Origin of the sequence: Marinobacter sp., from assembly GCF_041686475.1 — a bacterium.
Taxonomy (GTDB): Bacteria; Pseudomonadota; Gammaproteobacteria; order Pseudomonadales; family Oleiphilaceae; genus Marinobacter.
The window spans coordinates 1-14,056 of record NZ_JAWLDU010000009.1 but is presented as its reverse complement, the minus strand read 5'-3'; the positions used below and the strand labels follow the sequence as shown (position 1 = coordinate 14,056).

The following is a 14,056-nucleotide window of genomic DNA, read 5'->3' as shown; positions in this document are numbered from 1 at the left end:
GCCTCAGAAGTCGTTCATACCAAGACTTTTCAATGCCCGGTCACTGTCAGCCCAGCCTCGCTTGACCTTGACCCAGAGCCTCAGCATAACCTTGCTGTCGAACAGACGCTCCATATCAGCGCGAGCTTCCTGGCCGATACGGCGCAGGCGCTCACCCTTGTCACCTATCATGATTTTCTTCTGGCCCTCGCGTTCCACAAGGATCAACGCGGAAATATGCAGGGTCTTGCCGTCCTTGCGGAACTCCTCGATCTCGACTGCTACCGAATAGGGCAGTTCCGCGCCCAGCTGCCGCGTAATTTTCTCCCGCACCATCTCCGATGCCATGAAACGTTCACTGCGATCGGTGATCTGATCGTCGGGATAGAAGTGGACACTTTGCGGCAGAAAACGCCCCACCGCTTCTTCCAGTGGTGCCAGGTTCATGCCTTTCAGGGCCGAAAGCGGAATCATTTCAGCAAAGTCCCGTTTCCGTGACAGCATGTCGAGGTGGGGCAGCAGGGCCTCGCGATTCTCGATCCGGTCCACCTTGTTGACCGCGAGGATCACCGGGCATTTCAGGCTGCTCAGTTTTTCCAGCACCATTTCATCCGCTGTGGTCCAGGCCATCTGGTCAACCACGAACACCGCCACATCCACATCCTTCAATGCAGAGGTGGCTGCCCTGTTCATATACCGGTTGATGGCGCGGGGTTCTTCCTCGTGCATGCCCGGCGTATCCACGTAGATCGCCTGAACCGGGCCTTCGGTCTTGATCCCCAGAACCTGGTGACGGGTGGTCTGCGGTTTGCGGGAGGTAATACTCAGCTTCTGGCCCAGAACATGGTTCAGCAACGTGGATTTGCCCACATTGGGACGGCCAACAATCGCCACGAAACCGCAACGGCTGTCCGGATTCTCGGGACGGGTAACATCATTCATCATTCATTCTCCACGCCCAATTCCTTGAGCGCATTGCGGGCGGCCTGCTGCTCGGCAATCCGGCGGCTGTTGCCGGTACCGCTAGTTTTCCGGTCCAGAGACGGCAGGGCACAGGAAACATGGAACGTCTGGGCGTGAGCTTCACCATCCACGGAAATAACGTCATAGCGCGGCAGCGGAAACTGCCGCGACTGCAGATATTCCTGAAGCCGGGTTTTGGGATCTTTCTGGGTATCCTGCAGATCCAGCTGCTTCAGGCGCATCTCGAACCAGCGCAACACCTGCTCTCGGCAGGTATGGAAGTCGCTGTCCAGATAGATAGCTCCAATGATGGATTCAACCGCATCCGCCAGAATGGACTCACGGCGAAACCCGCCGCTTTTCAGCTCGCCGGAGCCTAGCCGAAGGTACTTGCCCAGTTCAAATTCGCGACCGATTTCCGCCAGGGTAACGCCCTTGACCATACGGGCCCGCAGCCGGCTCAACTGCCCTTCCCGGGCTTTTTCGAAATGCAGGTAAAGATGTTCTGCTATGACCATGTTGACAATGGAGTCGCCGAGAAATTCCAGGCGCTCATTGTTCTGGTTGCCATAACTGCGATGGGTAAGCGCCAGCAGCAAGCGCTCAGGGGTCTTGAACTGATAACCAATGCGCCGCTGAAGCTGGTCCAGATCCGGTTGCGAACTCACTTGCCCTTCATCTCATACTCGTGTTGGAAGTGGATGACCGTATCCACGTTACGGAATAGGTTGTTGCGGACTTCATAGTCCACGTTGATCACCACAAACTCGCCGTTTTTCTCAACGGTGATGTTCTTGGCGTCAAACCCTCTTACATTATTGACGCTCAGGCGCTTGTTGATAAGGCTTCTTACCTGGGCGGGCCCCATGGTCGAGAGATCTTCGGTTCCCTCCAGGCTCTCCAGTGCCTCCTGGATGGTGATGTCGTCCAGATAAGCCGGGCCAAGCTTGATAACCAGTGTCAGCAGGCCACCGAAGAAGAGCACCATGATCATGATGACCAGGGCCGAAGCACCCGACTGCCGGTGCATGGACGAAAGACTGTTTTTCTTCATTATGAGGATACCCCTGAATTACACCGCACTTATTCTATGCCGCCCACACGATCAAAGGATGGCAGACTGGTCAGTGATTGCCAGTGCATCCAGATCGCAAATGCCTTGCCCACAACCAGCTCATCCGGAACCGTGCCCCAGTAGCGACTGTCATTGCTATTATCGCGATTGTCACCCATCACGAAATACTCGCCCTCCGGCACCAGCCATTCGCCTTCACCGGAACGGCCCGTGCGCCCGAGGGTCCGGAACACATCGTGTTCAGTATCGCCAAGGATTTCACGCCGCAGTTCTGCCGGTGGCAACCGCGCTACGAAACGGGAGTCCACCTTCTCACCATTGATGAAGATCTCGCGGTCTTCATAACGGACACGGTCTCCGGGCAAGCCCACAACCCGCTTGATATAATTGGTACTGCCATCTTCCGGATAGCGGAATACGATGACATCGCCGCGTTGCGGGTCGTCCACTTCCAGTATTTTGGTACCGGCAACAGGCAGTCTCAGCCCATACGCGTACTTGTTGACGAGAATAAAGTCACCTACTTCCAGAGTGGGCAACATGGAACCCGAGGGAATCTGAAACGGCTCCACCAGGAATGAACGCAACACCAGCACCACTGCCAGAACGGGGAAAAACGAGCGGCTGAGGTCGACCAGGTAGGGTTCCTTGGGCTCCTGGTCGGCCTCGTAATCCCCTGGTTCCAACCCTGCCGCCGCGAGCCTTCGCTTGCGCAGGAAAAGCCGGTCCAGCAGCCAGATCAGCCCGGTTGCAAACGTCAGAACTACCAGAACCAGGGGAAAATCAATATCCATTCAGGTGCCTTTTAGTTATCCACTTTCAGTACGGCAAGGAACGCTTCCTGAGGCACCTCAACATTGCCCAGTTGCTTCATGCGCTTTTTACCTTCTTTCTGCTTCTGCAGCAGTTTCTTCTTGCGGCTGACATCGCCGCCATAACACTTGGCCGTCACGTTCTTGCGCAGCGCCTTGACGGTAACCCGGGATACCACCTGGTTGCCGATGGCCGCCTGAATGGCGATATCAAACATCTGCCGCGGGATCAGTTCTTTCATTTTCTCGACCAGCGCACGGCCCTTATAGTGGGCCTGATCCTTGTGCACAATCAGCGCCAGGGCATCCACCCGTTCAGCGTTAATGAGCACATCCAGCCGTACCAGATTCGCGGTCTGGAAACGCACAAACTGGTAGTCGAGAGAGGCAAAGCCCCGGCTCGCCGACTTGATGCGGTCGAAGAAATCCAGAACCACTTCCGCCATCGGCAGTTCATAGGTCACCTGCACCTGGGTTGACATGAAGTGCATGTTTTTCTGGATGCCGCGCTTTTCCTCACAGAGCTTGATGACATTGCCCAGGTGTTCCTGAGGCACCAGAATACTAGCCTCAACAATCGGCTCACGCATTTCCTCAATGGAACCAATATCCGGAAGGCTGGAGGGATTGTCCACCGACAGGGTCTCACCCTGTTTGGTAACGACTTCATAAATGACCGTTGGCGCGGTGGTAATCAGGTCAATGTCGTATTCACGCTCCAGACGCTCCTGGACAATCTCCATGTGGAGCATTCCCAGAAAACCGCACCGGAAACCAAAACCCAGGGCATCCGAGCTTTCCGGCTCGAAAAACAGCGAGGCATCATTCAGGGTCAGTTTTTCCAGAGCGTCACGGAAATCGTTGTAATCATCCGCACTGACCGGAAACAGGCCGGCATAGACCTGGGGTTTTACTTTCTTGAAACCGGGCAGCATCGGGATATCGTCCGACCCTTTCTGCTGCACAATGGTGTCGCCCACTGGCGCACCATGAATGTCCTTGATGCCGGCGACCACAAATCCCACATCTCCGGCCTCCAGAATGTCCGTATCCTTGGGCTTGGGGTTGAAGATACCAACCTTGTCAGCATTCCAGGCCTTGCCGGTGGACTTGATGACAATTCTGTCGCCCTTTTTCAGGGTGCCTTCGGTCACCCGCACCAGGGATACGACACCCAGGTAGTTGTCGAACCAGGAGTCAATGATCAGTGCCTGCAGAGGCGCGCTGCGGTCACCCTTTGGTGGTGGAATCCTGGCAATCAGGTCTTCCAGGACATCTTCCACACCAATGCCGCTCTTGGCACTGCAGCGGACCGCCTCGGTGGCGGCAATGCCGATAATATCCTCGATTTCCTGGGCAACACGCTCGGGTTCAGCCTGGGGAAGGTCCATCTTGTTCAGCACCGGCACCACTTCCAGACCCTGCTCTATTGCGGTGTAGCAGTTGGCCACGGACTGGGCTTCGACACCCTGGCCGGCGTCCACTACCAGCAAAGCACCCTCACAGGCATACAGGGAACGCGACACCTCGTAGGAAAAATCCACATGGCCCGGTGTATCGATGAAGTTCAGTTTGTATTCTTTACCATCCCGGGCCTTGTAATTCAGTGTCACGCTCTGGGCCTTGATGGTAATGCCGCGCTCGCGCTCGAGATCCATGGAATCAAGCACCTGTTCGGCCATTTCACGTTCCGTGAGGCCGCCGCAGATCTGGATAAAGCGGTCTGCCAGAGTGGATTTACCGTGGTCAATGTGGGCGATGATCGAAAAATTTCGGATTCGGCTCAGTTCAGTCACAGACAATGATTACTCATAAAAAGACGAAGGATTGAGCCCGGACGGGCCGCCACCGGACTCCGGCGACGGCGTGATTTTACCGGTTACCGGCCCCCATTGCCATGATCAGGAGGTCAGCGGCCGCTCATATTGCCGAATCAGGAAGCCAATAAGCGCATCTTCATCCAGTGGATAGCTGAACAGGTTGCCCTGACACTGGGCACAGCCGGCGCTTTTGAGGAAATTCAGTTGTTGCGGCGTTTCCACTCCTTCGGCGACAACGGTGAGGTGCAATTTCCTCGCCAGTGCAATAACCGCCGAAGCCACATCCGTTGCGCTGACGTTATAGGGAATGTCGCGGATGAAACGATGGTCAATCTTGATCACATCCAGCGGGAGTTGCTGCAGTGCTACCAACGAACAGGAACCGGTGCCGAAATCGTCCAGGATCAGACATACGCCCATGTCATGGAGGGAGACCAGAAGCTCCCTGAGCATTCGCGGATCCTCATTCAGCAGTTCTGCCGGCATCTCCAGTTCCAGGCGCTCCGGTGAGACACCGGTTTCGGTGATCACCTGGCGCATCATGTCCAGGAAGCCGGCATCGGTGAGCTGGCGCACCGAGAGGTTCACCGCCATATTCAGAGATTCAAACCCGGCACGCTCGAGAGCCTGGACCTGAATGCAGGCCTGGCGCAGGGCCATCTCACCGAGCCTGACGATCAGCCCGGTTTCCTCAGCCAGTGTGATGAATTGCTGGGCACTGACCAGTCCTTTTTCCGGATGGTGCCAGCGCAGGAACGCTTCGACCCCGATAACCCGCTCGCTCTCGAGTTCAATCTTGGGCTGGTAGTGCAGGACAAAGCGGTCGCCATCCAGTGCCGTTGCCAGTTCTTCCTGCTGCAACAGTCTCCTTGCCGCCTTGATGTTCATGGCCGGAGTAAAGAACTGGTAGGTGTTCCGCCCCAGTTCCTTGGCCCGGTACATGGCCAGATCCGCGTACTTCATCAGAGTGCCCGGGTCCTCGCTGTCGTGAGGGATCATGGTGATACCGATACTGACGGTAATACCCACTTCGTGATCGTTCAGGCGAATGCGCTGGCACAGGCGCCGCAGGATGGTATCGGCAACTTTGCCGGCGGCGTCCGGGCCACTGATTCTGGACAGCAGCACAACAAACTCGTCACCGCCCAGCCTGGCAACCGAGTCATCTTCCCTGACACAGCCGGTAAGCCACTGGGAGACCTGCTTGAGCAGCTCATCACCGCTGTCGTGCCCAAGGGTATCATTGATGCGCTTGAAACCATCGAGATCCAGGAACATCAGCGCGGCAGGTTCTTCGCTGCGGCGGCTGCGACGCACCACGTGGCTCAGGCGATCCTTGAATAACTGGCGATTGGCCAGCCCGGTCAGTGGGTCGTAAAAGGCCAACCGGTGAAGTTCCGACTGGGCTGCCTTGAGCTGGGTCAGGTCCCGCAGGCTGAGCACTACACCATTGACCCCCGGCACGTTGAGCATGGCAGTAAAGGTACCTTCCATGTCCCGCCACTGCCCCTCTGAATCCCGTATGCGGGCACGGATGACCGGCATCTGCTTACCGGGGGACTTCACAGCCTCGTTAAAGCCGGCCTTCAATTGAGGCCAATCTTCGCCATGAACCAGGGTGTCCAACTCCAGATCGTAGACCTTTTCAGGATTAAACCCGAGGATGTCCCGGCTGGACGGGCTCGCGTATTTCGGGCTTCCGCTGCGCTCCAGCACCAGGGTCACATTGGCGGCCCCTTCAGTAATGGCCCGGTAGCGGCCAGCGCTGATCTGCGCCTGGATCCGGCTGCGGATCAGAGTAAGGACAAACAGGAACATCAGCAGGCTGATGACAATCCCGGAACCGAGAACAATGGGCGGGCGTGGGTCAGACGCCAGGAAGTCAAAGGCTGGCGTAGAACGGGTCTGCAGTAGCCAGTCCCGACCCCCATGGGTAATCGTCTGACTCATTTCAAAACTGAAGTCCTCGTCCAGGGAGCCGAGATTGGAGCCGTACATCAGTGCATCCCGCGAGATCTCCCCGGCGTCGTAGATTTTCACATCCAGAAACGGAGAAATCAGCCCGACGATACCATCCAGCAAGTGATTCATTCTGAAAGCACTGAAAACGTAGCCCGCCAGCATCATCTGCCGTTCCACCCGGCTTTCCGGCACCTCACCTCCCTGGAACACGGGGTAGTACATCAGAAAACCCGCCTGGTCTTCGGCCACTTCCTCCTGTACCAGCACCACTTTACCGGTGACCTTGGGTTTGGCCTGGTCCCGGGCGCGAACCATTGCACGGCGATGCGTCGGGTCGCTGAAGGCATCGTATCCCAGCGCCTTGCGATTCCGTTCTGTGCCCGGTTCCAGATACACCATAGGGTAGTAATCCGGCCCACTGCCCAGTGGCGTGACCAGATAGTTCAGCACCCCGTCCCGCCGTACCGATGCGATATGGTCCGCCATCTGCCGCACGCCGATTTTCTGGGCAAAGCCAATGCCCTGGATGCCCGGGTAATAACGGTTGATATCCACATTGTCGACGTATTCCCGCCAGTCATCCCTGCTGACCTCAACGGCAACGGCAAACAGGCCAGCGCTGCCTGCCAGCACCTGCTCGTAGTTCAGCAGACGCTCTTCAATGGCGGTTTTAAGCTGCAGGGACTGGGTCTTGAAACGGGCTTCGGTGCGGTCATCGACAAGGCGGATGGACACCTGCCAAAGCAGAGCGGTTACCGCGAGGCAACCAACCAGCAGCAACCACGCCACCCATGAGTACCGTGGTTGCAGCAGTTTGCGGAGGGGAAGATCCTTTTTGTTCATCATTCGGGCAGGTCCGATCCGTGGCCATTTATCTGATTGTTGGCTGCATTATAACAAAAGCCCTGCTGGCTGTCGTTTAACCAGCAGCCAGCAGGGCTCTATTCGGTGACTGCCGGTTCGCTTTCCCTGCCCCCCCGGCGGAGTTTCTGTCAGGGTTTCATCACAAGGTAGATGGCCCTCCCCTGGCGCACGACGCGAACGGACACCGCACTGCCTTCCGGCAAAGATGCGACCGCCTCCCGGAAGTCCTCAACAGAGTTGACAGGACGACGGTTGAGCTCGGTGATCACGTCCCGGGGCTCGATACCGGCATTCAGGGCAGGCCCCTGCGCAACCTCGGCCACCAGCACACCACCAGAAACTCCCAGCGAGTCCCTGACGTCGTCCGGAAGGGGCTCAACGGTCATGCCCAATGGCGCAGATGACGGCCCGTTGTTATCAGAGGCCGGCGCTGCCTCAGCTTGGCCACCCTCCTCAGGGAGCTTCCCGATCTCGACATCCAGAGTGATCTGCTTGCCTTCACGCATGACCTCCAGAGAAGCGGATTCACCAACTGGCGTACGACCAACCATAGGCGGCAGGTCTGAGGACAGGGTGACGTCCTCACCTTCGTATTCGAGAACAATGTCGCCGGCCTTCAAACCTGCCTTCTCGGCCGGTGAGCCTGACATGACCTCTGCAACCAGGGCACCACGCGGGCGTTTCAGACCGAAAGATTCTGCCAGGTCCCGGTTAACTTCCTGGATGAGAACGCCAAGCCAGCCACGGGAGACAGAGCCTTCGTCCCTGATCTGCCGGAAGACGTTCATGGCGTCATCGATAGGAATTGCAAACGAGACCCCCATGAAACCGCCAGAGCGGGTGTAGATTTGCGAGTTGATACCGACAACTTCTCCGTCGAGATTGAACAATGGTCCGCCCGAGTTGCCCGGATTGATCGCCACATCGGTCTGGATAAACGGCACATAGTTTTCAGACGGCAGAGAACGGCCAAGGGCGCTGACGATGCCAGCCGTTACCGTGTAATCGAAACCGAAGGGTGAGCCGATGGCCAGAACCCACTCACCCACCTTGAGGTCCCGGGAACTTCCGACACGGACGACGGGGAGGTCATCGCCATTTTCAAGCTTGAGGACCGCCATATCCGAACGGGGATCGGTTCCTACCAGCTTGGCCGGCAGCTCGCGGCGGTCATTCAGGCGTACAATAATTTCATCCGCGCCTTCCACAACGTGGTTGTTGGTCAACACATAGCCGTCACTGGAAACGATAAAGCCAGACCCCATGGACTGACGCGGTGCAGAACCTCCCGGGCTTCCCCCGAAAGGCGACTGGGGACCACGAAAGAAATCCTGGAAAAATTCCGGCAACTGCTCTAGCTGGCGCTCGTCGAATGGAAGACCCTGTGAGCGGTTACCCCCGGACTTGGGCTCGGTGGTGGTACTGATATTGACCACGGCGGAGGAGTTATCCTCAACCAGCTCTGTAAAATCAGGCAAGTTGCGGGCTGACGCAGATTGCGCCAGCGACAAAGGCAACAGCAGACAAAGCAGGTACAAACTGACCGTTGCCATACTCCGGCCCCCCGGCCAGAACGATATTTCACGGTCATGCTTTACTTTGAGCATTCAGAACCCCCTGATCAGCTGTTGTTTAAAACTTATTGTGTGGTCAAATCCGGTATTTTCAATACGGCGACGAACCGGGCCGGGCGGCTGGTTCGGACAGCACTTGCCCGGTCCTCACCAGCCGCGGTTCGTAGTCCCGGTTTGGGTTGGAGCCGACCCGTCTGGCCACAATAAAACCGGCGCCCATACCCAGTGCCGCACCCAGCATGGCAGCAGCATCCTGCCCCTCTGACAGCTGATGCCCGGTAACGGCACCAAGCACCATCAACACCAGCGGTAGCGCATACACCAGCAGGGAGGCACTCAGCAATGCGGACTCTTCAATGGCAACCGTCACCTCATCACCCACCCTGGCGCCGAGAGTGTTGGTAACCAACACCTGGTTGGCACGCCCGCCCGAAACACCGGCCAATGCCCGCTGGCCACAGCCATTGCGCGCAGAGCAACTCTCACAGGCACTGGTCCGTATTGTCTGCACCCAGACCCGGTCGCCACTGACTGCCACCACTTTGCCTGTTTCCGTAATCATTGACCCACAACTCCGAACGCCAGCGTGTCGTCTACTTTAACCGACTCCGCCACCTTGCGCGCCGTCCTGGGAGGAATCTCGCCAACCACAGTTACAAAAAAGTCCACGTCATCAACTTCAAGCTGCTTCATATAGACCGTGGTAGCGCCGATACGCGAAGCCCCTGTGGGCATCACAATCTTCCGGGCGGGTTCGACGAACACCGAGAATGCCGCCAGACCATCTGAAAAAGCCACGGCCTGGCCTTTTCCGGAGCGGGGAGCAGCCGCAGGTATGAAGCCATCCGGACGCCAGTCGAGAGTCCAGCCGTCCATTCTTGGCGCCGGGGAGGCTGTTTTCTTGGGCGCCAGCTCCCTGGCAACTTCCTCACCCTCGGTACGGATCACGAATTCGTTGTCTGACAGACTTTCGGTGATTTCAAGGCTGGTGAACTGGAAATGCTCAAGCACCTCGCCGCTGGACGAGCGCACGTGGCTTTTTACCAACAGGCCGGTGGACTTTTCCAGCCACAGTTGGTGACTGTAACGCAGCTCGTCCTTGGCCTTGAGCGCGAGTTTGACCACGTCATACCCGGCAATCCGGTCGTCGCCGGCCAATTCCGGTTCATACCAGCGGCTTACCGGCATCAGCTGGCTTGAAAACGCTTCCGCAAAGGGCCCGGAGGGGATCACCTGATCCAGCTGGATACGCCCGTGATCCGGAAGTACGCACACCACTCGCATACCCTTGCGGACAATTTCACCACTGGCGCCGTCCTGCGGTACAAGGCGCTCCTCAACAACACCGTCCTCATAGCGATGGGCGATCTGCATCGAGCTGACCTGGTCACCCCGCGCATAGACAAATACGCCACGGTACGAGGTCATGTTCAGTGCCGGGCCAAGGCGGTCAAGCCAGTACTCGGCGTCCCTGGTGACGGTGTCAGCAAAGGCCTGCCCGGCTACACAGGCGGCCACAACCACAACCATGGCCAGCAGGCGCCTGTATGGACCCATACACCGGGTCGGGCTACCGGTTACCGATTTGTGCATCAATCACTTAACTCCGAGCCGTGTTCAGGGTGAAATCGGGAATCCTAATAGCCAGACCCGGACGCACTTACCAGGCGGGCATAACCAACCGAGCCACGCCCTGCGCCGACACTGTTGTGCTGGGCATGCTCCAACAGGTAACGGCTGACCTGCTCCCATTGCTCATCATCCAGTCCCTGCAGCGCCACCTCCTGCACCGGTTCGCCCACTGTCTCTGATTCCAGTGCTTCAGACTGCTCGGCAGGAATACCGGCGTTTGCCATCTCGCCGTTACTGTCTGCGGACTCCCACCCGGCACCTGCGCCGAAACCCACCACCAGCGCCAGAGTTACCATGGCAACCGCAGGCCAGTGCCAGTTGCGCTCCCTGCGCACCTTACCGGATACAGTCGGGCTGGACCTCTTGTGCACACCACCGTCCAGTGCTTCCCTGACACCGGCGCTGACGTCCACCCGATCCTCCGCCAGGTTGCCCTGATGCATCAGATCGCGCACCTGCTGCCAGCGCTGCCACTGGGAACGAACTTCATCCTGCCGGGCATGGGACAACAGCCGGCGGACAGACAGTTCGTCGGCCTCATCATCCATCATGGCCGACAGGGTTTCTTTGAGACGATCATCCATAGGACGCAACCTCATTATGTCCGGGAATCATTTAACAAAGGGCCGAGGTGACGATCCACCGCATCCCGTGCCCTGAAAATACGTGACCTGACTGTACCAATCGGACACTCGAGAATACCTGCGATATCTTCATAGCTCAGCCCGTCATACTCCCTGAGCAGAAACGCTGACCGGAGCTCTTCCGGCAGATTACCGATGGCCACTCCGAGCGCTTCCTGCAACTGATCCCGCTGCAGCAGCTTTTCCGGTGAAGCGTTGTCTCTGAGCCTTGAGCCATCGTCAAAATTCTCGGCTTCAACAGCGTCGGCACTCCCCTGCGGACGGCGGCCACGGGACTCAAGGAAATTCTTGGCCGTGTTCACCGCAATCCGGTACAGCCAGGTGTAGAAGGCACTGTCTCCACGAAAGCGGTCTATCGCACGATACGCCTTGACGAAGGTTTCCTGGGTCAGATCCATCACTTCCTGACTGTCGTAAACATACCGGCTGATAATCGACGCCACCCGTGACTGATATTTGACAACCAGAAGGTCAAAGGCAGGCCGATCACCATGACGGACCTTCCTCACCAGCTGAAGGTCTGTCTGGCTTTCGCTGTTTTCTTCCTTGTGTCGTTCTGTATCCGCAGTCATGGACGGAGTGCCGGGGTTTCCATAGTGAGCGACCAGATGGTCTGCTTGCCTGTACTTCGGTGGATTCATGCTACTGCCCGATGTCCGATTAGGCTATGGCGCGCCCGGTCAAGTGGGTGCACCCCGTCAGGCCAAATAGACAGCAGGCACAAAGTTTAGTTCAATACACCTCCACATTATGGCCTGCGATAACGATCCGATGCCACAATCCTACGAATACGATGTCCTGATAATCGGCAGCGGAGCAGCCGGTCTGACGGTTGCCCTGAATCTGCCTGAACATCTGAAGGTTGCCGTCGTCAGCAAAGCTGATATCAGCAGTGGCGCCACACTCTGGGCGCAGGGCGGCATTGCAGCAGTGCTGGATGATGATGACTCGCTGGAAAACCACATCAGCGATACCCTCAGCGCAGGGGGCGGTCTCTGCCACGAGGACGCCGTGCGCTTCACCGTTGAACATGGCCGCGAGAGCATCGACTGGCTGATAGACAGCGGCGTCACATTCACCCGCGATGACGAGTCACACTACCATCTGACCCGCGAAGGTGGGCACAGCCACCGGCGCATCATCCACGCAGCAGACGCCACAGGCCATGCGGTTTCCACCACGCTGACATCGCAGGCCCAGGCGCGCCCCAATATCACACTGATGTCGGGGCGGGTTGTTGTGGATCTGATCACCAATCGCAAGCTGTCGCTTCCGGGAAACGCCTGTGTAGGCGCCTACATCCTGAACCTGGAAGACAACCATGTTGAGCTGTTCCGTGCCCGCTTTACCATTCTGGCCACCGGGGGCGCCAGCAAGGCTTATCGCTACACCACCAACCCCGACGGGGCTTCAGGCGACGGCATTGCCATGGCCTGGCGGGCCGGCTGCCGTGTGGGTAACATGGAATTCAACCAGTTCCACCCCACCTGCCTGTACCACCCCCACGCCAAGTCATTCCTGATCACCGAAGCGGTTCGTGGCGAAGGGGGCTTGCTGCTGCTTCCCGATGGCACACGATTCATGGACCGTTTCGACGAGCGCGGAGAACTCGCTCCCAGGGATATTGTCGCCCGCGCCATTGACCATGAAATGAAGCGGCTGGGCGCGGATCATCTGTACCTGGACATCAGCCACAAACCGGCCGATTTCATCAGGCATCATTTCCCGACGATCCATGAAAAATGCATGGCCTTTGGAATCGATATCACCAAAGAACCCATTCCGGTGGTACCCGCGGCCCACTACACCTGTGGCGGCATCGTCAGTGACGAGCGGGCGCGCACCGATATCAACCAGCTTTACGTGGTTGGCGAGGCGGCGTTTACCGGGCTGCACGGTGCCAACCGCATGGCCAGCAACTCGCTGCTGGAGTGCCTGGTCTATGGCCGGGCCGCCGCTGCGGACATTGCCCGCCGGGAATCGGACATTCCGGCCGCGCCACAGGCACCTGCCTGGGATGAAAGCCAGGTGCGTGATTCCGATGAGGACGTGGTAATCTCCCACAACTGGGACGAGCTGCGACATTTCATGTGGGACTATGTCGGCATTGTTCGCACCACCAAGCGTCTGCAGAGGGCCAAACACCGTATCGACTTGCTGGAGCGTGAAATAGGCGAGTTCTACAGCAACTACCGGGTGTCCAATGACCTGCTGGAATTGCGCAACCTGGTTACTGTTGCCGACCTGATCATCTGCTCAGCGCTGCAGCGCAGGGAAAGCCGGGGCCTGCATTACACGCTGGACTTTCCAGGGCTGCTCCACGAAGCAAAAGATACCGTTCTGGTTCCGACAACTTATAGACGACCCGCTCCCTGACCGGGGCGGTTCAAACTGATCCCACTGGGCAACTGAGAGAATTCATGTCTGATAACACCGAATTTAAACGCCTTTGGTGGCACAGCCGTCGCGGCATGCTTGAGCTGGACGTGCTACTGATCCCGTTCCTGGAAGAGGCCTACCGGGATTTGCCGGCAGAAGACCAGGCCCGTTACGAGAAACTGATCACCTGCGAAGACAGCGACATGTTTGAGTGGTTCATGCAACGCAGCCGCCCGGAAGACCCGGATCTGCAACGCATCGTCGATATCATGCTGAAACGTGTCCAACCGGATTGATCTGCAGATTTCGCCATCGCATCCGGTGGCGTTTCTGTGTGCCCTGCCCTGGCTGG

At 57.8% G+C, this 14,056-nt stretch carries 13 protein-coding genes; 2 read left to right on the top strand and 11 right to left on the bottom strand.

Annotation, left to right across the window (positions count from 1 at the left end; genetic code table 11):
* Positions 1–3: 3 nt before the first annotated feature.
* From era to rpoE, 11 genes are all read right to left on the bottom strand, one after another.
* A complete protein-coding gene (gene era / locus ACESMB_RS03725; RefSeq protein WP_372970948.1) occupies positions 4–921 on the bottom strand; it encodes a GTPase Era in 918 nt (305 codons plus the stop codon).
* Positions 921–1,610, bottom strand: a complete 690-nt coding sequence (rnc, locus tag ACESMB_RS03720; protein WP_372925520.1) for a ribonuclease III — start codon at positions 1,608–1,610, stop codon at positions 921–923. The genes era and rnc overlap by 1 nt, the downstream gene beginning before the upstream one ends.
* Positions 1,607–1,996, bottom strand: a complete 390-nt coding sequence (locus tag ACESMB_RS03715) for a DUF4845 domain-containing protein (protein ID WP_372970927.1) — start codon at positions 1,994–1,996, stop codon at positions 1,607–1,609. The genes rnc and ACESMB_RS03715 overlap by 4 nt, the downstream gene beginning before the upstream one ends.
* A gap of 29 nt (positions 1,997–2,025) precedes the next feature.
* Entirely contained in the window at positions 2,026–2,811 is a 786-nt protein-coding gene (gene lepB, locus ACESMB_RS03710; RefSeq protein ID WP_372970926.1) for a signal peptidase I, read from the bottom strand.
* 11 nt (positions 2,812–2,822) lie between these two features.
* Entirely contained in the window at positions 2,823–4,625 is a 1,803-nt protein-coding gene (gene lepA, locus ACESMB_RS03705) for a translation elongation factor 4 (RefSeq protein WP_372925517.1), read from the bottom strand.
* Between the two features lie 105 nt (positions 4,626–4,730).
* Positions 4,731–7,457: an EAL domain-containing protein gene (locus ACESMB_RS03700; protein WP_372970925.1), complete on the bottom strand. Its 2,727-nt coding sequence runs from the start codon at positions 7,455–7,457 to the stop codon at positions 4,731–4,733.
* Between the two features lie 146 nt (positions 7,458–7,603).
* Positions 7,604–9,028, bottom strand: coding sequence for a DegQ family serine endoprotease (locus ACESMB_RS03695; protein ID WP_372970947.1), 1,425 nt, complete (start codon positions 9,026–9,028; stop codon positions 7,604–7,606).
* A gap of 112 nt (positions 9,029–9,140) precedes the next feature.
* Entirely contained in the window at positions 9,141–9,611 is a 471-nt protein-coding gene (locus ACESMB_RS03690) for a SoxR reducing system RseC family protein (protein WP_372925515.1), read from the bottom strand.
* Entirely contained in the window at positions 9,608–10,642 is a 1,035-nt protein-coding gene (locus tag ACESMB_RS03685; protein WP_372970924.1) for a MucB/RseB C-terminal domain-containing protein, read from the bottom strand. Before ACESMB_RS03685 ends, ACESMB_RS03690 begins: the two co-directional genes overlap by 4 nt.
* Positions 10,643–10,686: 44 nt before the next feature.
* Positions 10,687–11,265, bottom strand: a complete 579-nt coding sequence (locus ACESMB_RS03680) for a sigma-E factor negative regulatory protein (protein WP_372925513.1) — start codon at positions 11,263–11,265, stop codon at positions 10,687–10,689.
* A 14-nt stretch (positions 11,266–11,279) separates the two neighbouring features.
* The gene (gene rpoE, locus ACESMB_RS03675; RefSeq protein WP_372925512.1) at positions 11,280–11,897 is read right to left on the bottom strand and encodes an RNA polymerase sigma factor RpoE; all 618 of its coding nucleotides are present in this window, start codon (positions 11,895–11,897) and stop codon (positions 11,280–11,282) included.
* 199 nt (positions 11,898–12,096) lie between these two features.
* Between rpoE and nadB the strand changes: the two genes are divergently transcribed.
* Together nadB and ACESMB_RS03665 are read left to right on the top strand one after the other, a co-directional pair.
* Complete coding sequence (gene nadB, locus ACESMB_RS03670; RefSeq protein WP_372970923.1) at positions 12,097–13,701, top strand: L-aspartate oxidase; 1,605 nt, start codon at positions 12,097–12,099, stop codon at positions 13,699–13,701.
* A 44-nt stretch (positions 13,702–13,745) separates the two neighbouring features.
* Positions 13,746–14,000 (top strand): succinate dehydrogenase assembly factor 2, encoded by a 255-nt coding sequence (locus ACESMB_RS03665; RefSeq protein ID WP_372925510.1) that lies wholly within the window; start codon positions 13,746–13,748, stop codon positions 13,998–14,000.
* The last annotated feature ends 56 nt before the right edge of the window (positions 14,001–14,056 follow it).